Genomic DNA, 19,219 nt, shown 5'->3' with positions numbered 1-19,219 from the left:
ATGCGTCGGGCTAGCACCCGCATGAAGTCGCTGCGGTCGTTGATCGCTATCGGCGGCGCTGCCGCAATGGCTTTCGGCCTGGCTCAGACCACCGGGACGATGGCCAATCCCACTGACGCGGTCAATTCGACTGGTGCGCAGGTGGCGACGGGCAACTTCTATCCGACGCCGTTGACCTCGACTGTGAACTGCTCAACGTCGGGAGGAGCAGACCTAGTGGGGCGTAGAGCAAACCTGAGCTGGCCCGCAGTTCCAGGTGTCACGGGATACAAGGTGGTTTTCGTCAGGAAATCCGACCCGAGCTACATCGTTCGAACGGATAATCTGTCGGCGAGCCAAACGTCGATCAGTGGAATTACCCATGGCAGTCGCAATGTGATGTGGGCGCGCGTGTACACCGTGAACGGGCCGGCGATCTCGTCTGGTTTCATGTCATCTGTCGAGATAACCCATAAGGACCTCGTAAGTAACAGGACCGAATGCGAGGGTAATCGTGGTCCGCAGGTGGCCAACCAGGCATGGGAAAATACCAACACCTGGGATCCGACGACACCGGCGCCGAACGGGTCGAATCCTCTGAGCCGGATGCAGGCCGAAGCGATGGTGCCGAACGAGCCAGATGCGTTGGAGGCGAACACCACCCAAGCTCCGTCCACGAGCGAGACCGTCAAGTCGACAACGTCTACCGAGCCGACCAGCACAACCGAGACCACGACCACGACGGCACCGAGCACGACAACTCCGGCACCGACCACCCCGGAAACCACGTCGCCGGAGACCACTCCCTCGGCTGATCCGAAGCCGGTTCTCACGGACACGGTCGAGAGTGGCGGCCTCACCGGCGGCTGGACTGCGGGTGGTAACAAGGTTGCGGTCGTCGATGCCGACGGCAACGAACTCGCCAGTGGCCGTGTCGAATCTGGCTCCACTCTGCACTGGTACAACAGCCAGCTGTGGATCGTCGGGGCAACCGAGGTTTTCCGCATCATGGAGTCGCCGCAGGACGGCACGTGGAAGTTCTACAAGGACAGCGGTCAGAACATGCCTGACTTCGGGTAGCAGTTAATCACTGACCTCTCGATTGTGCCCCCGAGTCTCCGGACCCGGGGGCACAGTCGTTGATCCGCGTGCTCTGATTGTGGCGGGTAATAGGTAAACCGATGAGTTGCTTACTGGGGAGGTTTCGGTGCCTCGCGAACGGGATGAAGCAACAACAGGTGGCAACGGCGTGGAGAGATGCCGAAAGCGCTCGCAGCGGCGATGGCATTCGCGCTTGCACTGTCTGCGTTGCTGTCGGTACAGAAATCAGGGTCGGTATCCGAACTCGCCGAGTGTAAATCGTCCATCCCGCGTTGCCGACGGGCCTAGGCACCGTGCAAACACTCGTCGAAGAAGCTCGAACCAGTGGGCGCAGCCCCAAATCATATGCGGCATTGCTATTTCAGTATCGATTGGTCGCTGCCACGGAAGCCGCCGAAATCGACCTCTCATCGTGGAATCCGCGCACCGGAGTGTCGGCTAATCGCACGAACCTGGTGAAGTCGTATGGCTCCTAAGAGGATTTGCAGTTCGGCCACCCGGAATTGCAGTGGGCAAGCATTGGCTGACAGGTAGGCGCGGATTTCGGCGGGGGATGATCGACTTCGAGCTGATGGCGGACGTGTATTCGTTTCCCAAATCTGCAACAGCTTGTCAATTCGATAGTTTCGCAGATCACGGAACAGATTGGCCTGCAAGCGCTGAAACAATTGCCAGAAGGGCCGCGCGCACTCGCAGCGGTGGAATCAGTGAACTCGACTAGTTTCCGGACAAGTTCCGCCGCACGTGTGAACAGAATCAACGTGAGTACGTCGCGCTGTGGGTCAAGATGCTCGACGGCGTTCGTCCGGGGCTCGAACCCACGACAGCCAGAATCACTGTCAGTGCTGCTCTGACGGTTGTGGAGCCGCCAACTTCTTCCGTCCTGACGACCTGTCGGAGAGACTGTTGGAGATCGGCTGCGCCCTGCTGCTGGGTGCATGAAAATTTCGTGTATCCGCCACGGGTGGCGGATCGACACATTCAACTGATCGGAGACGTTCATGCGTTTCGACGCAACAGAACTGACGACCGAGGAACTCGATCTTCAGGCACAAGTACGGGAGTACCTCGACAAGCGGCTCACCCCCGGAAGCTACCCACTCGGACTCGGGATGTCCGGGGCGGTGGATCCGGTGTTCTCGCGAGATCTCGGTAGCCGTGGGTGGCTCGGCATGTCGCTGCCGAAGGAATACGGTGGGGGCGGACGGTCAGCAGTGGATCGATTGGTCGTCGTGGAAGAACTTCTCGCGCGGGGAGCGCCGGTTGGTTACCACTGGATCGGAGACAGACAGTCGGGTCCGAGCATCGCCGCCAACGGCACGGAAGAACAGAAGCGGTACTTCCTTCCCGGTATCGCGAGCGGTGAGTTCTCGTTCTCGATCGGGATGAGTGAGCCCGACTCGGGTTCGGACCTGGCATCGGTACGCACTCGCGCCGAACGTGTCGATGGTGGCTGGAAAGTCAACGGCACCAAGATCTGGACTACGGGCGCCTTCCACGCCACACACATACTCGCCCTGCTTCGAACCTCGACAGACAAGCACAATGGACTCACTCAGCTGATCGTCGATCGCGACAGCGAGGGCCTGACCGTCTCACCCATTCCGTTCATCGACGGAAGCGAGGATTTCTGCGAGGTGTCGTTTCAGGACGTTTTCGTGCCGGACTCGCGTCGCCTCGGCGACGTCGGAGCGGGCTGGGGACAAAACACCGGTGAACTCGCACTCGAGCGAGGTGGCGTCGACCGTTGGATGTCGCTGATGCCGGTCCTCGAGAACTGGGCAGCCAACCAGGCGGCGCAGGGTGGCCCCGCGGCCCTGGCCGATCTGGGCTCGATTGCAGTGCGCTGCTGGGCTTTTCGTGGGATGTCACTGTCCATTGCACGGATGGTCGACTCCGGTCGCTCGCCGGTCACGGAGGCGGCGCTGATCAAGGAGATGGCAACACGCTTCGAACAGGACTGTGTTGCGACCATCGCGCGGCACCTCGGCCGGGCTCCAGACCTTGCATCCGACGATCCGTACGAGTCGCTGCTCGCCCGGGCCGTGCTGGTGGCACCGTCGTGGTCGATTCGCGGCGGCACCAATGAAATTCTCCGCACCGTGATCGTGAAAGGGTTGAACCGATGAATTCGGGGTCAGAGATCAACGAGTACACATTCGACGCCGACCTCGAATCGATGGTCGAGCAATTTTTCGCCGAGAAGTCCGGCACCGAGGTGGTAGCGCAGGCGGAGATCGACGGTCTGCCCACCGGATTATGGAGCGCGGCAGTGGAACTGGGGTTGCCGCTGGTCGGTCTTCCCGAATCCGTTGGTGGTTCCGGTGGCTCGCTCCTCGACGCCGTGACTGTCCAGCGTGCCGCCGCGAGGCACGCTGCGCCGTTGCCGCTCGCCGAGACGTACCTCGCGGGCAGGCTGGCAACAGCGGCCGGGTTACCCGTGCCCTCCGGAATCGCAACGGTCGCCCCGGGTTCGCCGCGCGACGATGTGCGTCGGATCGGCGACGGCCTCGTATCGGGAACCTTCCACGATGTGCCGTGGGGTAGCGCCGCATCAGTGTTGGCGGCAGTTCTCGGTGATCGCGTTGTACTCCTGAACATTTCCGATGCCGAGATCGGTTCCGGGACGGATCTTGCGGGGCAACCGCGTGAGAGCCTGACGTTCGCAGAAGCGCGGACCGTTGACGGCGACAACCCGGTCGATGCCCGGATTCTCAGCAGACTCGGTGCCTTCTTGCGCTCGGTACAGATGGCAGGAGCCATGGAGTCGGTGTCGACGTTGACCCGTCGCTACGTGTCGGAGCGGGTGCAGTTCGGTAGGCCCATCGCGCAGTTCCAAGCCGTCCAGCAGCACATCGTCACCCTCGCACAGATGGCATCGATGTCCACACTGGCCGTGGATCGCACGGCGCACGCGCTCACCCGTCGCGACGCCGACTTCGAAGTGTGTGCAACCAAATTGGTGGTTTCGCAGAATGCGCTCGCGAGCGTGCGCGCCGCCCACCAGGCACACGGTGCGATCGGCATGACCCGCGAATACCGCTTGCAACAACTCACCCGACGACTGCATGCCTGGCGATCGGAGTTCGGCGACGAAATCGCGAGCGCGACGCAACTGGGAGAGGCCGTAGCTGCATCGCCCTCACTGCACCGCTTGTTTACTGACCCAGAACCGACATTGCAGCTGTAATCCTGACTGTCGTAGAGGATTACGTTGCGTTGCAACGAAGATCGCGCTTCAGTATCTTGCCTGCTGCCGACAGTGGCAATGCATCGACGAATTGGAAGGTACGCGGAGATTTGTAACCGGCTATCAGCGTTTTCACGTGAGCGCGCAGTTCGTCGGCGTCGGCGTCGAAACCATGCCGAAGGACGACTACGGCATGGACACGCTCGCCCCACTGGGTATCGGGCAGGCCGATCACGGAACAGGCCGCGACGGATTCATGTTGTGCCAGAGCGTTTTCGACCTCGGTGGAGTAGACGTTCTCGCCACCGGTGACGATCATGTCCTTGATGCGATCGACGATGAACAGGTAACCGCGGGCGTCGAGGTATCCGGCGTCGCCGGTATGCATCCACCCGTCGCGGAGCACTTCTGCGGTCTCTTTCGGTTTGTTCCAGTATCCGAGCATGACGTGGCTGCCGAACGTGACGATTTCGCCCACCTCGCCGGGTGGGAGTTCCGCGCCGGTCGGGTCGACGATTTTCACCTCGCAGTGCGGCAGTACTCGACCGGCGCTGCGGAGGAGATCACCACCTTCGAGGTGATCAGCCGGGCTCAGCATGCTGATGTGCGCGGTTTCAGTCATCCCGTAGCCCTGCACAAACGAGCTGTTGGGGAACATTTGCATGACTCGTTCGAGAAGCGTCGGCGAAATGGGCGAGGCGCCGTATCTCAGGATCCTGACGCTGGACAGATCGTAGGTGGTTGCGTCTTCGCCCGTTTCGTTTTCGTGGGCGACCAACATCTGGAGCATTGTCGGCACCAGACCCACGGTTGTCGGGCGATGGCGGTCCACGGCCCCGAGGAACGTCCGTGGGCTGAAGTTCGGCATGAACACCTGGGTGCCACCCATCAGCGACTGAGCCAACCATCCAACTATCCCGGCGATGTGAAACAGAGGGTTGATCGCGAGGTTTGTTCCGTTGCTGACAGCCACGCTGCCTGCCGCGAGAGTACCAAGCGCCGAGGTCATCAGCGCTTGATGACTGATCATCACGCCCTTCGGCACTCCGGTGGTCCCACCGGTGTAGAGGAGTAGTGCCAGCGTGTCGCCGCCGACGCGCAGATCGTCGACCGGAGTCGCCTCCGCGATCACCCGTTCGTAGTCGAGCATTCCGTCGCGAACCGGGCCGCTGCCGCAGTAGACGACAGTGGTCAGGCCCGGACACGCCTCGCGAAGGGTAGATCCGACGGAAGCAAAGTTCTCGTCCACGAGTAATACCGTCGATCCTGAATCTTCCAGGGCGTACATGATTTCCGCCGTGCTCCAGCGAGAATTCACCGGACTGGCCACTGCTCCGAACCACCAGCAGGCCAGGAGCGCCTCGTGGTAGTAGTCGGAGTTCGATGCCAAGATTGCGACTCTGTCACCGGTGCGCAGGCCCAAAGTCTGAAACCCTCCGGCGAGTCTGCTCATCCGGTCCACCGATTCCCGGCACGTGCGCAGCCGGCCGTCGAAGATCGTCATCACCGCATCGGGTGATGCTCGCAGGGATCGGTGAACGAATTGAGTCAGCTGCATGCGATTCCTTCTGCGGGTGTGGGCCGAGTGCTCCGACTCGGATCAGTTCCAGCCATGATGCTATTTGCCTGATAATTTCCTTCACTCACCGCCTGAGACCGCGCCTCACCCTCGATGCCGTCTAGGACGATTGTCCAGTTGTCTCTTCCGATTCCGTCCTGCAGCGGCGTGATTTCTGCGAGAGTGTCGAACATGCGTGGAATTCTGGTAGCCGGTGTGAGTGCATTCGCGGCGGTCGTCTCGGTCGTCTCTGCTTCCACCGCCGGTGCCGAGACGACTGCGGACCGAGCTCGCTCGTTCTCCGAGACCACGTCCGTCGGCGTCCACAATTCCTACGAGAAGGCGACGTTTCCGTACTTCGCCGACGCTTTGGACTCCGGGGCCTCGCTGCTCGAATTGGATCTGTGGACCAACGGCGGTGGTCCGGACTGGCGTGTCTCGCACATGAATCCGGTGGCGAGTGACAGCAACTGCGTCGGTGCGCAGGACGCATCCGGGTTGCGAAGTGGTCTGCGAGATCAGGGACTGCGCGGATGCCTGGCAGATATGCGGGCGTGGCACGAAGCCGACCCCGAGCATCCTCCGGTGATGATCAAGTTGGAACTCAAGGACGGGTTCACCACCGGCTACGGACGCGGACCTGCCGATCTCGACGCCTTGATTCTCGGGACTCTCGGCGACGCGGTCTTCACTCCATCCGATCTGATGGGTGAGTCCTACTCGACCCCGGATGCCGCCGTCACCGACCGTGGATGGCCGAGCATGTCCGAGATGACCGGCAAATTTCTGTTCGAGCTGATTCCGGGAACGATCGAGGAGGGAAACCCGCTCGACGCGGAGTGGACCGACCGGCAGTACGCGACGCATTTGCGAGATCTGTCCGCTGCCGGGCTCGTCCAACTCGGCGCCGCCTTTCCCGCTGTTCACCGGGCGTCACCGAGAGACCCACGAATCGACCGTTACGCCGACCCGGGCATCCGCCCGTGGTTCGTGATCTTCGACGGCGACGCCCTCGATTACACCTCGGGCGTTGTGGATCCGCAGTGGTACCACGATCGTGGATACCTGCTCGTCATGACCGACGCGCACAAGGTCGTTCCGCAGATCGACGGATCCCATGCCTCGGAAGCCGAGGCGAGCGAGCGACTCGAGCTGTTGGCAGGTGAGCACGCAAGTTACATCACCGCGGACTGGTCGAGGTTGCCGAACGTACTGTCCGCCGTGGTGCCGCGTCGGTGATCTCGAGGGCGGCAATTCTCAGGAACAGGGTGCAGGATGGGTTCATGCGCACTGTCACGTGGAATCCCGAAGTCTACGGCCGCTATTCGGGTGAGCGGTCACGCCCGTTCGTGGACCTGGTGTCACGGGTGGCGACCGAAGACCCGATGCGGGTAGCCGACCTCGGCTGCGGATCAGGTAGCTTGACCGCGATGCTGGGGGAACGATGGCCGGACGCCTCGGTATCCGGTTTCGATTCGTCTCCCGAAATGGTGGCGCAGGCCCCGACAGACCTACCGGGAAACGTCACCGTCGAGTTGGGGGACATCATGTCCTTCGATGCCACGGGTTACGACGTGGTCGTCAGTAACGCTGCATTGCAGTGGGTTCCGAGCCACCGCGAGCTGATCGACCAGTGGGCGGACACCCTGGTATCCGGGTCGTGGCTGGCGTGGCAGGTTCCAGGAAACTTCGATGCACCGTCACATGCGCTCATGCGAAGCCTCGCGGAGTCCGCGGAATGGAGCGAGCGACTGGGCGGCGTCCTACGCGGCCCGGAAGGCGTCGACAGTCCGGTTGCGTACGCGCAGCGTCTGCAGGAACACGGATTCGACGTCGACGCCTGGGAGACGACATACGTCCATGTGCTGGCAGGTGCCGATCCGGTGCTCGGATGGGTACGGGGGACGGGGTTACGGCCCGTGCTCGACGTTCTCGGCGAGGCTGACGCTCCGGAGTTCGAGCGCCAGTATTCCGATCTGCTGCGGGAGGCCTACCCCGCAACAGCCGCCGGAACGCTCTTTCCGTTCCGGCGGGTGTTCTGCGTCGGACGCAAGCGGTAACTACTCGGCTGGGTTGCAGTCAGTCGATCACTCAGCGGTGACAAAGCCTTCCGAGACCAGCCAGTCGCGGGCCACATCCGCCGGCTCCTTGCCGTCGACGTCGACCTGCCGGTTGAGCTCGGTCATCACCTCGTTGGTCAGTCGCTCCGAGATCGGCGCCATGACTTCGGCAACCTGCGGATGTGCCTCCGCGAAGTCCTTTTTCATGACCAGTGCCGGATTGTATTTCGGGAAGAACTGCAGATCGTCTTCGAGCAGAACGAGATCGAGTGCGATGATGCGGCCGTCGGTGGTGAACACCTCGCCGAACTTGCACTGATCGCTGTCGGCTGTCGCCTGGTAGATGATGCCGGTCTGCAGGATCTGGCGCTGGGCACGTGAGGCGTCGAATCCGTATTTCTCTGCCAGGCCGGGGTATCCGTCCTGGCGGACGTTGAACTCGGTCTCGACGCACGTCACCGCAGCTCCGGGATCGGATTCGACCAACTTCGCGTAGTCGGAAACGGTCTTGACACCGGTCTTCTCAGCGGTCTCCTTGCTCATCGCCAATGCATACGTATTGTTCATCGGCGCCGGATCGGTCCACACCATGTCGTTCGCAGCAAGGTCCGCATCACGGACGGCCTCGAACTGTGCCTGTGAATCGGGAAGTGGAGTCTCGTTGCCGAGGTAGTTGATCCAGCCTGTTCCGGTGTATTCGTACGCAAGATCGATCTGCCCGTTCAACTGTGCGTCACGGGTGCTGTTCGAGCCCTGGATGTTCGTGAGATCGCGGACATCGGCGCCCGCAGCGGCCATCGCGAATTCGATGACGTACCCGAGCACGATCTGCTCGGTGAAGTCCTTGGAGCCGACGGTCATCTTCACACCCTCGAGCTCCGGAACCGGCTCGATGCTGCCGGGGCCGACGGCCAGGGGCAGTGCGCCACCGGATTCGAGGCCACAGGAAGCGACAAGTGTGAGGCCGATCGTGGCAACCGCGAGTTTCCAGCCCCACGTTCTGGTGATCGAAGTCTTGGTCATCGCAATCCCTTGGGCCCGAGATAAGTTTCGGCGAGCGCGCCGAGCCAGTCGATCAGCAAGGCCAACGACACCGCCAGTACGGCACCGACAACGAGGGTGACGTTGTCGCGGAGCTTGTATCCGGTGTCGATCAGAATGCCGAGTCCGCCGGCACTGACCAGGAAGCACAGCGTCGCGGTACCGACGGCCAGAACGAGCGAAGTGCGCAGTCCTGCAAGGATGTACGGGACAGCCATCGGGAACTCGAGTTGACGTAGGACCGTGAGCGAAGACATTCCTTGCCCGCGCCCCGCGTCGATCAAGGTTTTGTCCACTTGCTGGTAGCCGAGGATGGTGTTGCGCAGCACCGGAAGCAGCGAATAGAACGCAATGGGAAACACGCCGATCCAGAAGCCCGTCGTTCTTGTTGCGAGATAGAACAGCACGAGCAGGCCGATGGCAGGCGCCGCGGCTCCGATGTTGGCTATTCCCACGAAGAACGGTGCCAGCCGGGTGAATTTCGGCCTGGTCAGCAGAGTTCCTAGTGGAACCGCGATGGCTACGACGATGATGACCACGGCGGCGGTGATCAGTACGTGCTGCCAGGTCAGTGTGACGATGTTGTCGAGATTGATGCTCGCCTTTTGCGTCGCGTTGAGATCACGGCTGAATGCCCAGATCAACACGCCCGCAACCAGGATCAGGACGATGACCGGCTGCACATACAGTCGCATCCGTTCCGCACGGCGCGTGGCGGCGTTCTCGGCCGCACCCAGGTCGGGGGCGTCCGGTTCCATCTCAGGCGCGGAGACGCGCTCCTCTGTCGTGGCAGTCATGTTCAACCCTCGACGTTCTCGGTGTCTGGCTCTTCGTCGTGGTCGTGCGCATGCTCCTCGCGCATCTCGGAGAGATGGCTGACCAGTGTGTCGATGGTGATGAGACCGACGTACTCGCCACGCCGTCCGGTGACCACGGTGGACGCATTGCTTTCGGCGAGAAGAGCTTCCAACGCATCCTGCAGGGTGGACTGGATGGACACGGCTTCGCCGATCTCGTTCCCGACACCTCGAAGAGTCGACGCATGGGCGAGGTGGCCGGGTGAGACCCAGCGAAGCGGCCGTCCACGCTGATCGAGAATCAGGGCCCACTTCCACTTACGCGCTGCGAGTGCGGTTCTCAGATCATCGACCGAATCGGTTTCGCGGGCGGTGAGGCACTGCTTGAGTTTGATCTGGCGCACGCGTGTCAGGGTCAGCTGCTTGAGCGAGGCGTCCGCCCCGACAAATCCCGCGACCATGTCGTTTGCGGGATTGGCGAGAATCGCTTCCGGAGTGTCGTACTGCATGATGCTGGACTGATTGCCCAGCACGGCAATACGGTCACCGAGTTTGACTGCCTCGTTGAAATCGTGGGTGACGAAGACGATGGTCTTACCCAACTCCGACTGCAGACGCATCAGTTCGTCCTGGAGCAGGCCGCGGGTGATCGGGTCGACGGCACCGAAAGGTTCGTCCATCAACAGCACCGGGGGATCGGCGGCCAGCGCCCGCGCCACGCCCACACGCTGTTGCTGCCCACCGGACAACTGGCGAGGGTAGCGGTCGCGATAGGTATCGGGATCGAGGCCGACGAGGTCGAGCATCTCGTCGGTGCGCGCTGCGATACGTTTCTTGTCCCAACCGATGAGACCCGGGACAGTCGCGACGTTCTTCGCAATCGTGAAGTGCGGGAACAAGCCTGCCTGCTGGATCGAGTACCCGATGCCGCGGCGGAGCTTGTCCGGGTCGATCGACAGCGCGTCCTTGCCGTCGATGGTGATCTTGCCGGAGGTAGGTTCGATCAGACGGTTGATCATGCGCATCGTCGTCGTCTTGCCGCAACCCGAAGGTCCGACGAAGACCACGATCTCACCGGCCGGAACAGTCAGCGAAACATTGTCCACCGCTGCAGCTTTCTGGCCCGGGTACCGCTTGGTGACGGACTCCAGGACGATCTCGACCCCGGATACCTTCTGATCTGTGGATACGTCAGACGGAATGGTTTCAGTCATTGCAGCCCCTTCGAAGTAGTGAGACGACCGATGACGACGTAGATTCCGTCGAGAATCAGAGCGAGAATGACGATCAGTACGGTGCCGACCAGCGCTTGAGGAACAGCGTTCGGGCTACCGACACGCGAGAGTCCGGAGAAGATCAGGTTTCCCAGACCAGGCCCCTTGGCGTACGCCGCGATGGCGAGGATGCCCATGAGCATCTGTGTGCTGACCCGCATGCCGGTGAGGATCGACGGCCACGCGATCGGTAGCTCGATTCGACTCAGTACGTGCATGCGATTCATTCCGACACCGCGGGCTGCGTCCGTGATCGCCGGGTTGACCGCATCCAGACCGATGATGGTGTTCCGAATGATCGGGAGCAGGGCATACAAGATCAACGCGGTGATCGTGGGAGCGACGCCGAGACCGAGAATCGGAATGAGCAGTCCGAGGAGAGCGAATGAAGGAACCGTCAGGATCGTGCTGGCCAACGCCGTAGCGATGGAGGATCCCGCCGGGCTCCGGTAGACGAGAATGCCGATGATCACGGCGGCGATCGTCGCGATGATCACGGACTGGATAACTGCTGAAACATGAAGGTACGAGTCGGTCAACAACTGTTGTCGTCGTGCAACGACAAAATCCCATAGCGCGCCCATATTTCCGAACCCACTTTCTTCGGACTTCTGCTCGCTCGAACGTCTTCCCTCGACACCGACCGGCGCACAAGGGCTTTCCCCACAGCCTCAGTAGGCCGAGGGGTTTCCCTCGACTGTCGTCCAAAAACTGAGATACTGCAACTAATTCCGATTGCAGCGTGTCGGATGTTGTTCTGGACGTGAGATATTGCGAGACGCGGGTAGGTACCCACTGCGAGCAGAGTTGAAACGCGCTGGAGATAGCAAAGCGGGAGAGTTCCGCAGAACCCTCCCGCATCGCTTCATTTGTCCGAATTGGCCTCAGGCCCAGCTGAGCGCATCCTCATCGGAGAGACGCGGCAGACGATCGAACCACGGGCTCTCACCGGGATGGCCGATGTTCACCACGAGGATCGTCTTGAAACGTCCGTCTGCGAAGAAATCACCGTCGATGCCGTCGGCGTCGAACCCGGCCATCGGGCCGGCAACCAGACCCTGTGCGCGAATCGCGAGGATCACATAGCCGGCCTGCAGTGCGGCATTGAACCGACTCGTCGAACTGGCGGCAGCCTCGTCGGATTCGAAGTAGTCCTTCATCTCCGGGCGAATGGGGAACAGGTCGGGGATGTGCTTGTAGAACTCGGTATCGACCGCGAGAACCGCAACTGCAGGAGCCGCCTCGGTCTTGGCTTTGTTGCCGTCGGACATGTGCTCGACGAGGCGTGCTCTGCCTTCCTCGGTACGAACGAACAGCACGCGCAGCGGATTGGTGTTAGCCGCGGTCGGAGCCCACTTCGCGAGCTCCCAGATTGCAATTAGTTCGTCGTCGGTCACAGGCTCGTTCGAGAAGGAGTTGGCGGTGCGAGCCGCGGTGAAGAGGAGCTCGCGGCCGGCTTCGTCGAGTTGCTGGGCGGTGAATGGGGTGGCTGCGTCGAGAGACATCGGGGGTTTCCGTTCCGTGGTAGCTCGACCGAGCATTACCCGGTAAAGCTAGTTGCTAGTAAAAAAATAGTGCCTACGGATACGTTAGCACTGTGGCTAGGATGGTGGGGTGGCAAGCAAGAGCGAAGCGGGACACGAGCCCCGCGCATGTGACGGGGCTCTGGCCCGCGCGTTCGGCTTCCTGGGCAAACGGTGGAACGGCGTCATTCTCGGCACGCTGCTGAACGGGCCGGCGGGATTCTCCGAACTCAAGCGCGCGGTCGGCGGGATCAGTGATTCGGTGCTCTCGGAACGCCTGACGGAGTTGGCAGGGGCAGGCCTGGTGACGAGGAGCGTCGATGCAGGCCCGCCCATAGCCGTGGAGTACGAACTCACAGCGTCGGGGCAGGCGCTGCTCCCCGCTCTCAGTGAACTGACAACGTGGGCCGCCGAAAATCTGCCACCCGAGAGTTGCTCGAACTGAGCGACCGCTAGGACGCAGGCGCCGCGACCGCGTGGGTCGCGCTTCTGTGGGACGAAATCTCCTTGGAGGCGACGAAACATCTACGCAACGTAGATGCAACGTAACCAAAACTAGTGTTCTGGATCACACAGTGTTCGTGTGGTCGAGATGCCTTTGGTCACGAATCTGTGGGCAGAACGGGTCCTGGTTCGCTACCGGTGGCGGATGAGGACAAGGTTCCGCGGGTTGAGCACACAGCCCGCGGAACCGCCCCACCACGCACCCCGGCAAGGGCACCGGCCGACAGGAGTTCAGGTGTCCATAGGTGCGGAAGTCTCGGCGATCGATTTCGCCGAGACCGAATTCGATTGGGCACAGCGATCGACGGTGATTCGTGAAGTCGGCCCGCTTGTTCCGGGGCCGACATCCTTGGCGATGTGTCTGAGCGAGCCGACGCGCGGACTGGTCGACATTGCTTCGCTGCTTCTTGCGGCTCCTTGGTTACTCCGATCACCGCGTGGAGACGGGCATCCAGTCCTCGTTCTCCCAGGATTGCTGACATCGGACGTGTCGACTCTTGCCTTGAGGGCGTATTTGAGTTTCCTCGGATACCGCGTCCAGGGCTGGAATCTGGGCGTCAACACCGGCCCGACAGCGATGGTGGTCGACGGATTGCCTGCCGCATTGGCCCAGGTGGCGAATCGATACGAGCAGAAGGTGTCGGTCATCGGCTGGAGCTTGGGCGGTATTTACGCTCGTAAGTTGGCGAGGGACCTGCCGGATTCGGTGCGACAGGTGGTGACACTTGGAAGTCCTTTCGCTCTCACCAGTCTGGAGCAGACGAGGGTCGGATCGCTCTACGCTCGTTTGTCCGGTAACCACGCCATACTGCCTCCAGTCGACGGCATCGAATCCGAACAGGGACCGAGCATTTCGGTTCCTGCCACGTCGGTCTACTCGAGGCATGACGGAATCGTTCCGTGGCAAGCATGTTGTGAAACCACGTCCGGACTATCGGAAAGCGTTGCGGTGCAGGGTAGTCACATGGGATTGACTCACAACCCATCGGCGTTGTGGACGGTCGCCGACCGTCTGGCGCAGGACGTCGACAACTGGCAACCTTTCGCGGCACCGAAACGGCTTCGGCGGCTGTTCCCGCGCTGAAGTCTGGGGCTGAGGTGTAGGGGAGAACCCTGAGTCCGACGCGGGGGCAGACTGGTACCTGGGTATGTACCGCGGCCGGAAAAGATGGGTCCATGGCCTGATGCGCGTGAGTGACCAGGCGGCGGATAGTGGAAGTCGACGCGGACAGTCCGCGAGATCTACTGAAGGGGCACGAAACATGACTTCGCCGATGAAGACCCGCAAGCTCGCCCGCGCACGCTCGGGAGCAATGTTCGGTGGAGTGTGCGCCGGGATCGCACGATACTTCGGTTGGAAGTCGTCGACGGTCCGCTTGCTCTTCGTGCTTTCGTGCCTGTTGCCCGGCCCGCAGTTTCTGATCTACATCGTGATGTGGATTTTCATTCCTCGTGAGCAGATCTGACCCAACCGCTCAACGGCGGCGGTCTTTCAGGCATTGCTTGGCCTCGTGCAATTCCTCCGAACTCAGCGGAGGAAGGGGGAGTGCGTCACGGTGCAAGCCCTCCGTGCGTAGGCCGTCGAGCATCACCGAAAGGTACCGGCGCCACACAGTCGGGTTGACGGGTTGAGCAAATTCGGTGACTGCGCCCACCATGAAGATGAGGCCGAACAGGTCCGTCGGTACGGCGTCGGGGCGCAGCATCCCGGCCTCCTGGGCCCGGTAGAAGATCCTCTCGACCGACGGTTCGATGATGGATCGTTGGCATGCGACTTGTTCGCATCCCTCGTCGGTTCCGTTCAGGACGTCTTTGAGCCCGCGGTTGACCGACATACGGCTGCAAGCGAATTCGGCAAAGGTGACAAGTCCGTCCCACGGATCCGGATTGGCAAGTGACGCGTCCGCGGCCGCCGCCATGTCGGCGAAGTTCTGTTGGAAGACTCCGTCGATCAATTCTTCCTTGCTGGCGAACCGCCGATAGACCGTTCCGACGCCGACACCCGCGCGCCGGGCGACGTCGTCGAGTGTGACGTCGATCCCTTCTTCGGCGAATAATTCACGTGCGGCGTCGATGATCAACTGCCGATTACGTGCAGCATCGGCGCGAAGGGGGCGCTCCATTGCGGTACTCATGTCCCCACTCTACCCGTCAAGTGGAGACAGTCTCTCCGTTTTCGTGTAGCGTTTTTGCTAACCGGAGAAGCCATCTCCGCATAGGTTGGGCGAGGGACTATGTCAGACATTGCTGAACGGACTGAATTCGAGCAGTCCTCAGCGCCTTCAGGGGACAACCACGCAAAGCGGTGGCTGGTTCTCGCGGTTCTGGGAATTGCGCAGCTGATGGTGGTCTTGGATGCCACCATCGTCAACATCGCGCTGCCTGCTGCGCAGCGCTCACTGGAGTTCGGTGATTCGGACCGCCAGTGGATCATCACGGCATACGCATTGGCGTTCGGCAGCTTGCTGCTACTCGGCGGTCGATTGAGCGACTTGTTCGGGCGCAGGCGAACTTTCATCGTGGGCCTGATCGGCTTCGCTGTGGCTTCCGCCATCGGTGGCGCAGCCGTCAACTTCGAAATGCTTGTTGCCGCTCGTGCCGGCCAGGGCGTATTCGGTGCGCTCCTTGCCCCGGCGGCCCTGTCGCTGCTGTCCGTGACATTCACGGACCCCGGTGAGCGTGCCAAGGCTTTCGGCATCTTCGGTGCCGTTGCCGGCGGCGGTGGCGCCATCGGACTGCTGCTCGGCGGCGCACTCACCGAGTGGGTCGACTGGCGCTGGTGCCTCTTCGTGAATCTCTTCTTCGCGGCGATCGCCCTGGTCGGAGCAGTCCTGTTGCTCGCGCCGCACACCAGTGACTCGCGACCCAAACTCGACATCCCGGGAACGATCCTGGTGTCGATCAGCTTGTTCAGCATCGTCTTCGGATTCTCGAAGGCCGAATCGGACGGGTGGAGCGCAACTCCCACCATCTCGTGGCTCGTTGCCGGCGTCGTGTTCATGGCGGCGTTCATCTACTGGCAGACCAAGTCCGAGCACCCGCTCCTTCCGCTGCGGGTGGTCCTCGACCGAATCCGGGCTGGCTCGTACCTGGCGATCTTCCTTTCCGGCGCAGGCATGTTCGCAGTCTTCCTGTTCCTGACGTACTACATGCAGCTGATCCTCGGGTACAGTCCGATCATGACCGGCCTCGCATTCATGCCGATGGTGTTCGGAATCGTAACAGCGGCAACGCTTTCGACAGCAGTCTTGCTACCGCGCGTCGGTCCGCGAGTGCTGATCGTGAGCGGAATGGTCATCGCGGCGATCGGAATGACGCTGCTGGCCCAGATCTCCGTGGACAGCACGTACGCCGTCCACATCCTGCCCGGTCTCGTTGTCACCGGACTCGGCATGGGCAGCATCTTCGCCCCGTCGATGCAGGGAGCAACTTCAGGCGTGCATCACGAAGATGCCGGCGTCGCATCTGCCACCGTCAACACGATGCAGCAGGTGGGCGGCTCGATCGGTACCGCACTGCTCAGCACGATTGCTGCTTCGGCTTCGACCAACTACCTGGTGGGCCGCGAGACGAATCCGCTGACTCAGGCGCAGGCTGCCGTCGAGAGCTACACCACGACGTTCTATTGGGCAGCAGGTATTTTCGCGGTCGGTGCGGTGTTGACCGGACTGGTTCTTCGGAGCGGACTGCTTCCGGATTCACCTGAAGGTGAGCCGGTAATCGCTCACTGACAGCAAATCTCGGGGTCGACGCCGCAATGGCGTCGACCCCGAAATCGAGTCAGCAGTTCTTCCCGGGCGTTGCCTGAAACCGATGAAGGACGTGATCGAGTTGCTCGGAGGAAAGCGCCGGCACGGGCAGTTCCCGATGGCCGGTGCGGGACGCGCAGAGTCCGTCGATCATGAACCCGAGTGCGCGGCGGTAAGCCTGAGGGGCCTCGTCCCCACCGAACTTCTGGGCCATCTTGACGACCTGCATGAGAAGTGGAATGTCGTTGACTTCGAAGTCGCTGCGCAGGGTGCCCTGTTCCTTGGCGCGATTGACAAGTACCGCAGTGTGTCGAGCGATCCCGGCGCGCGCGCGAGCGAAGGTGTCGGACGTGAAGCGTCCGTCCATCAGGAGATCGCCGAATCCGCGGTTGTCTGCCATGCGCAGGGAGATCACGTCGAGAAAGTAGACAAGACCTTCCCAGGCGTCGGGCATCTCTCGGGCGGTGGCGGCGATCGTTTCGATCTCGGAGCACCGCGTGTCGAACAGTGCCTGGATCAGTTCGTCCTTGCTGGCGAACCGGCGATAGACGGTGCCGACTCCGACGCCGGCGTGCTTCGCGACGTCCGCCAGCGTGGCGTCGAGTCCTTGGGCAGCGAACACCTCGCGAGCGGAGTTGAGAATGCGCTCGAGGTTGGCCTTGGCGTCGGACCGAAGGCGCGGCTGTGAGCAGTCGGCCGAGGTCCCCGCATGAGAAGCGTCGGGGTGTGTTGTCGGCATCCTCATAGTCTACGACACTAAGCGGAATGATCGATTCCGTTAGTGCTATATTGCTAAGCGGAACGTGTGGTTCCGATTGTCCGTATGAGAGAAGCCGATATGAGCACGTCTGACATCTGGGTCGGGAGCAATCCGATCTCGATGGTGGGTACGCGGAGTGCAGGTTTCGCGGCAACGAGGCTTCGCGCCCTTGCCGGCGACGGCGCCTTTGCCCAGCTCGTTCGTTTTGCCCTCGTCGGCGGAGCCAGCAACATCTTGTACTTTGCCGCTTTTCTGGCGCTGCGCGGTGACGGAGCGCTGGTCGCCAACGCAGTTGGTGCGGTCTTGAGCACCATTCTTGCCAATGAGCTGCATCGCCGGCTCACCTTCCATGCCGCGGATCGCGTCAACTGGTTCACCGCGCAGTGGGAAGGCGGTGGACTCGCTCTGGTCGGGTTGATCGCCAGTTCGGCTGCCATCAGTGCGCTCGGCTTCCTGTTGCCCGGCGCCGACGGACTTCTTCAAGCGGGCCTTGTGATCGCAGTAAGCGGAATTGTCGGCGGTCTGCGGTTTGTCGCACTTCGCGGTTGGGTGTTCTGAGCGGTTCTCGAGTTCGGATCGCAGGTTCGGATCGAATCGGTTCGTAGGGAACACTGTGACCCATGAGCCTTTCGATAGCCGACTCCGGCGTCCGGCTGGTTGTGCTCTGCATCGTCATGGCTCTTGTCGCCACGCTCGTCTACCGATTCGCCTCTCTCGGTAGCGTTCGGGTAGTCCCCGGTGCGCTCGCTCGTGGCGCTCTTCAGTTGGCTGCGATTTCGTTGATTCTCGCCGCCGCCTTGGCTCACATCTGGTCGGCGCTCCTCGTGCTCGTCGGGATGTTCGCTGCGGCGTCGTTCACCGCGGCACGACGTTCCGGCGCAGGAACTTCCGGAGTATGGCTGACCATCGCCTTGGCGTCGGGAATCGGTGTGGTTCTGCCACTGATGTTGCTGTCCGGAGTGGTTCCGCTGGAAGGCGTTGCTCTGGTGCCGATCGGCGGAATTGTTCTGGGTGGCGCGATGACTGCAACATCGATGGCAGCCAAACGCGGACTCGACGCCGTCGACGATCGGTTCGGGGAAGTGGAAGCCGCACTGAGCCTAGGTTTCTCGCAACGCGATGCGCGGTGGGAAGTCGCCCGTACCGCTGCGTCCGATGCTTTGCTGCCCGGAGTCGACCAGACCCGCACCGTCGGCCTCGTGACATTGCCTGGAGCCTTTGTCGGTGTGTTGCTCGCGACGGGATCGGCCGTTCAGGCCGGTGCTGTGCAAATTCTTGTACTGGCAGGGTTGCTGTTGGCACAAACCTGCTCGGTGGCCGTGGCATTGGAACTCGTCGCCCGCGGTTTCGTCTTTCGAGGCAAGGCTGTCAGGTCCGCGCGAGTTCGTTGATCTTGTCGCTGTGCAGGACACGGCCGATAGAAGAGCTTGTACCACTACGTCTTCGACGGCGATTCCGGGCGCGGACGGATGAACCCCGTCCTGAAGATGTAGGTGGTGAGGGGGAGTGCGAGTAACGCGTTCACGGTTGCGCCACGTACTCGCTTCCACATGGTCCTATTGGATTCGGTGGAGTCGGCGTTTCACCGGAGATGTAGACGAACACTATCTGTGGGTTCAAGCGCGACAGTGTTGTGGTGGCGGCGAGTGTGATGTCACGTGTGCTGTGGATCGTCCAGGCACT

General features: G+C 61.7%; 19 protein-coding genes. 11 read left to right on the top strand and 8 right to left on the bottom strand.

Translation table 11 applies throughout. The annotated features are described in order from the left end of the window. The 3 genes from ACSW29_RS17295 (at position 1) to ACSW29_RS17285 (ending at position 4,270) form a co-directional block, all read left to right on the top strand. Positions 1-1,059 (top strand): hypothetical protein, encoded by a 1,059-nt coding sequence (locus ACSW29_RS17295; RefSeq protein ID WP_448277826.1) that lies wholly within the window; start codon positions 1-3, stop codon positions 1,057-1,059. Positions 1,060-2,081: 1,022 nt separating this feature from the next. Further along, positions 2,082-3,209 (top strand): acyl-CoA dehydrogenase family protein, encoded by a 1,128-nt coding sequence (locus ACSW29_RS17290; RefSeq protein ID WP_448277825.1) that lies wholly within the window; start codon positions 2,082-2,084, stop codon positions 3,207-3,209. After that, the gene (locus ACSW29_RS17285; RefSeq protein ID WP_448277824.1) at positions 3,206-4,270 is read left to right on the top strand and encodes an acyl-CoA dehydrogenase family protein; all 1,065 of its coding nucleotides are present in this window, start codon (positions 3,206-3,208) and stop codon (positions 4,268-4,270) included. The genes ACSW29_RS17290 and ACSW29_RS17285 overlap by 4 nt, the downstream gene beginning before the upstream one ends. A 19-nt stretch (positions 4,271-4,289) precedes the next feature. On the opposite strand, the gene ACSW29_RS17280 is transcribed toward ACSW29_RS17285, so the two are convergent. Continuing rightward, positions 4,290-5,828 carry an acyl-CoA synthetase gene (locus ACSW29_RS17280; RefSeq protein WP_448277823.1) on the bottom strand — a complete coding sequence of 513 codons (1,539 nt, stop codon included), beginning with the start codon at positions 5,826-5,828 and terminating at the stop codon, positions 4,290-4,292. A 192-nt stretch (positions 5,829-6,020) separates the two neighbouring features. Here ACSW29_RS17280 and ACSW29_RS17275 point away from each other — a divergent pair, with 192 nt between their 5' ends. Together ACSW29_RS17275 and ACSW29_RS17270 are read left to right on the top strand one after the other, a co-directional pair. Further along, positions 6,021-7,067 carry a phosphatidylinositol-specific phospholipase C domain-containing protein gene (locus ACSW29_RS17275; protein ID WP_448277822.1) on the top strand — a complete coding sequence of 349 codons (1,047 nt, stop codon included), beginning with the start codon at positions 6,021-6,023 and terminating at the stop codon, positions 7,065-7,067. Between the two features lie 44 nt (positions 7,068-7,111). Next, a complete protein-coding gene (locus ACSW29_RS17270; protein WP_448277821.1) occupies positions 7,112-7,888 on the top strand; it encodes a trans-aconitate 2-methyltransferase in 777 nt (258 codons plus the stop codon). 27 nt (positions 7,889-7,915) lie between these two features. Here ACSW29_RS17270 and ACSW29_RS17265 read toward each other — a convergent pair whose 3' ends face one another. From ACSW29_RS17265 to ACSW29_RS17245, 5 genes are all read right to left on the bottom strand, one after another. Beyond that, complete coding sequence (locus ACSW29_RS17265; RefSeq protein ID WP_347874636.1) at positions 7,916-8,911, bottom strand: glycine betaine ABC transporter substrate-binding protein; 996 nt, start codon at positions 8,909-8,911, stop codon at positions 7,916-7,918. After that, positions 8,908-9,726, bottom strand: a complete 819-nt coding sequence (locus ACSW29_RS17260; RefSeq protein ID WP_003939758.1) for an ABC transporter permease — start codon at positions 9,724-9,726, stop codon at positions 8,908-8,910. Before ACSW29_RS17260 ends, ACSW29_RS17265 begins: the two co-directional genes overlap by 4 nt. A gap of 2 nt (positions 9,727-9,728) precedes the next feature. Next, entirely contained in the window at positions 9,729-10,940 is a 1,212-nt protein-coding gene (locus tag ACSW29_RS17255) for an ATP-binding cassette domain-containing protein (RefSeq protein ID WP_007731456.1), read from the bottom strand. After that, complete coding sequence (locus ACSW29_RS17250) at positions 10,937-11,584, bottom strand: ABC transporter permease (protein ID WP_054187726.1); 648 nt, start codon at positions 11,582-11,584, stop codon at positions 10,937-10,939. The genes ACSW29_RS17255 and ACSW29_RS17250 overlap by 4 nt, the downstream gene beginning before the upstream one ends. 300 nt (positions 11,585-11,884) lie before the next feature. Further along, on the bottom strand, positions 11,885-12,505 hold the full coding sequence (locus tag ACSW29_RS17245) for a malonic semialdehyde reductase (RefSeq protein ID WP_448277820.1): 621 nt from the start codon (positions 12,503-12,505) through the stop codon (positions 11,885-11,887). Positions 12,506-12,614: 109 nt separating this feature from the next. Between ACSW29_RS17245 and ACSW29_RS17240 the strand changes: the two genes are divergently transcribed. The 3 genes from ACSW29_RS17240 (at position 12,615) to ACSW29_RS17230 (ending at position 14,493) form a co-directional block, all read left to right on the top strand. Continuing rightward, positions 12,615-12,968 carry a winged helix-turn-helix transcriptional regulator gene (locus tag ACSW29_RS17240; protein ID WP_007731459.1) on the top strand — a complete coding sequence of 118 codons (354 nt, stop codon included), beginning with the start codon at positions 12,615-12,617 and terminating at the stop codon, positions 12,966-12,968. Positions 12,969-13,262: 294 nt separating this feature from the next. Next, positions 13,263-14,111 (top strand): PGAP1-like alpha/beta domain-containing protein, encoded by an 849-nt coding sequence (locus ACSW29_RS17235; protein WP_448277819.1) that lies wholly within the window; start codon positions 13,263-13,265, stop codon positions 14,109-14,111. A gap of 178 nt (positions 14,112-14,289) precedes the next feature. Further along, positions 14,290-14,493, top strand: a complete 204-nt coding sequence (locus tag ACSW29_RS17230) for a PspC domain-containing protein (RefSeq protein WP_317825630.1) — start codon at positions 14,290-14,292, stop codon at positions 14,491-14,493. Between the two features lie 9 nt (positions 14,494-14,502). On the opposite strand, the gene ACSW29_RS17225 is transcribed toward ACSW29_RS17230, so the two are convergent. Further along, positions 14,503-15,162: a TetR/AcrR family transcriptional regulator gene (locus tag ACSW29_RS17225; protein WP_019745154.1), complete on the bottom strand. Its 660-nt coding sequence runs from the start codon at positions 15,160-15,162 to the stop codon at positions 14,503-14,505. Between the two features lie 99 nt (positions 15,163-15,261). Here ACSW29_RS17225 and ACSW29_RS17220 point away from each other — a divergent pair, with 99 nt between their 5' ends. Continuing rightward, positions 15,262-16,758, top strand: coding sequence for an MFS transporter (locus tag ACSW29_RS17220; protein WP_230815460.1), 1,497 nt, complete (start codon positions 15,262-15,264; stop codon positions 16,756-16,758). A 49-nt stretch (positions 16,759-16,807) separates the two neighbouring features. Here the strand turns inward: ACSW29_RS17220 and ACSW29_RS17215 are convergent, their stop codons facing one another. After that, complete coding sequence (locus ACSW29_RS17215) at positions 16,808-17,515, bottom strand: TetR/AcrR family transcriptional regulator (RefSeq protein ID WP_003940173.1); 708 nt, start codon at positions 17,513-17,515, stop codon at positions 16,808-16,810. Between the two features lie 141 nt (positions 17,516-17,656). On the opposite strand from ACSW29_RS17215, the gene ACSW29_RS17210 reads away from it, so the two are divergent. Both ACSW29_RS17210 and ACSW29_RS17205 read left to right on the top strand, forming a co-directional pair. Next, positions 17,657-18,094, top strand: coding sequence for a GtrA family protein (locus ACSW29_RS17210; protein WP_020908979.1), 438 nt, complete (start codon positions 17,657-17,659; stop codon positions 18,092-18,094). 62 nt (positions 18,095-18,156) lie between these two features. After that, positions 18,157-18,927 carry an ABC transporter permease gene (locus tag ACSW29_RS17205; RefSeq protein WP_230815461.1) on the top strand — a complete coding sequence of 257 codons (771 nt, stop codon included), beginning with the start codon at positions 18,157-18,159 and terminating at the stop codon, positions 18,925-18,927. The last annotated feature ends 292 nt before the right edge of the window (positions 18,928-19,219 follow it).

Source organism: Rhodococcus sp. GB-02 (genome assembly GCF_053470465.1).
The sequence above is the reverse complement of the archived record's forward strand: the minus strand, read 5'-3'. Positions and strand labels throughout refer to the sequence as shown.

Bases quoted from the DNA above. Each gene is read 5' to 3' on its own strand.
- ACSW29_RS17215 (WP_003940173.1), bottom strand. From the start codon at position 17,515: ATGCCGACAACACACCCCGACGCTTCTCATGCGGGGACCTCGGCCGAC.
- ACSW29_RS17250 (WP_054187726.1), bottom strand. From the start codon at position 11,584: ATGGGCGCGCTATGGGATTTTGTCGTTGCACGACGACAACAGTTGTTG.
- ACSW29_RS17205 (WP_230815461.1), top strand. From the start codon at position 18,157: ATGAGCCTTTCGATAGCCGACTCCGGCGTCCGGCTGGTTGTGCTCTGC.
- ACSW29_RS17290 (WP_448277825.1), top strand. From the start codon at position 2,082: ATGCGTTTCGACGCAACAGAACTGACGACCGAGGAACTCGATCTTCAG.
- ACSW29_RS17265 (WP_347874636.1), bottom strand. From the start codon at position 8,911: ATGACCAAGACTTCGATCACCAGAACGTGGGGCTGGAAACTCGCGGTT.
- ACSW29_RS17295 (WP_448277826.1), top strand. From the start codon at position 1: ATGCGTCGGGCTAGCACCCGCATGAAGTCGCTGCGGTCGTTGATCGCT.
- ACSW29_RS17280 (WP_448277823.1), bottom strand. From the start codon at position 5,828: ATGCAGCTGACTCAATTCGTTCACCGATCCCTGCGAGCATCACCCGAT.
- ACSW29_RS17210 (WP_020908979.1), top strand. From the start codon at position 17,657: ATGGTGGGTACGCGGAGTGCAGGTTTCGCGGCAACGAGGCTTCGCGCC.
- ACSW29_RS17220 (WP_230815460.1), top strand. From the start codon at position 15,262: ATGTCAGACATTGCTGAACGGACTGAATTCGAGCAGTCCTCAGCGCCT.
- ACSW29_RS17260 (WP_003939758.1), bottom strand. From the start codon at position 9,726: ATGACTGCCACGACAGAGGAGCGCGTCTCCGCGCCTGAGATGGAACCG.
- ACSW29_RS17270 (WP_448277821.1), top strand. From the start codon at position 7,112: ATGCGCACTGTCACGTGGAATCCCGAAGTCTACGGCCGCTATTCGGGT.
- ACSW29_RS17230 (WP_317825630.1), top strand. From the start codon at position 14,290: ATGACTTCGCCGATGAAGACCCGCAAGCTCGCCCGCGCACGCTCGGGA.
- ACSW29_RS17225 (WP_019745154.1), bottom strand. From the start codon at position 15,162: ATGAGTACCGCAATGGAGCGCCCCCTTCGCGCCGATGCTGCACGTAAT.
- ACSW29_RS17275 (WP_448277822.1), top strand. From the start codon at position 6,021: ATGCGTGGAATTCTGGTAGCCGGTGTGAGTGCATTCGCGGCGGTCGTC.
- ACSW29_RS17245 (WP_448277820.1), bottom strand. From the start codon at position 12,505: ATGTCTCTCGACGCAGCCACCCCATTCACCGCCCAGCAACTCGACGAA.
- ACSW29_RS17255 (WP_007731456.1), bottom strand. From the start codon at position 10,940: ATGACTGAAACCATTCCGTCTGACGTATCCACAGATCAGAAGGTATCC.
- ACSW29_RS17285 (WP_448277824.1), top strand. From the start codon at position 3,206: ATGAATTCGGGGTCAGAGATCAACGAGTACACATTCGACGCCGACCTC.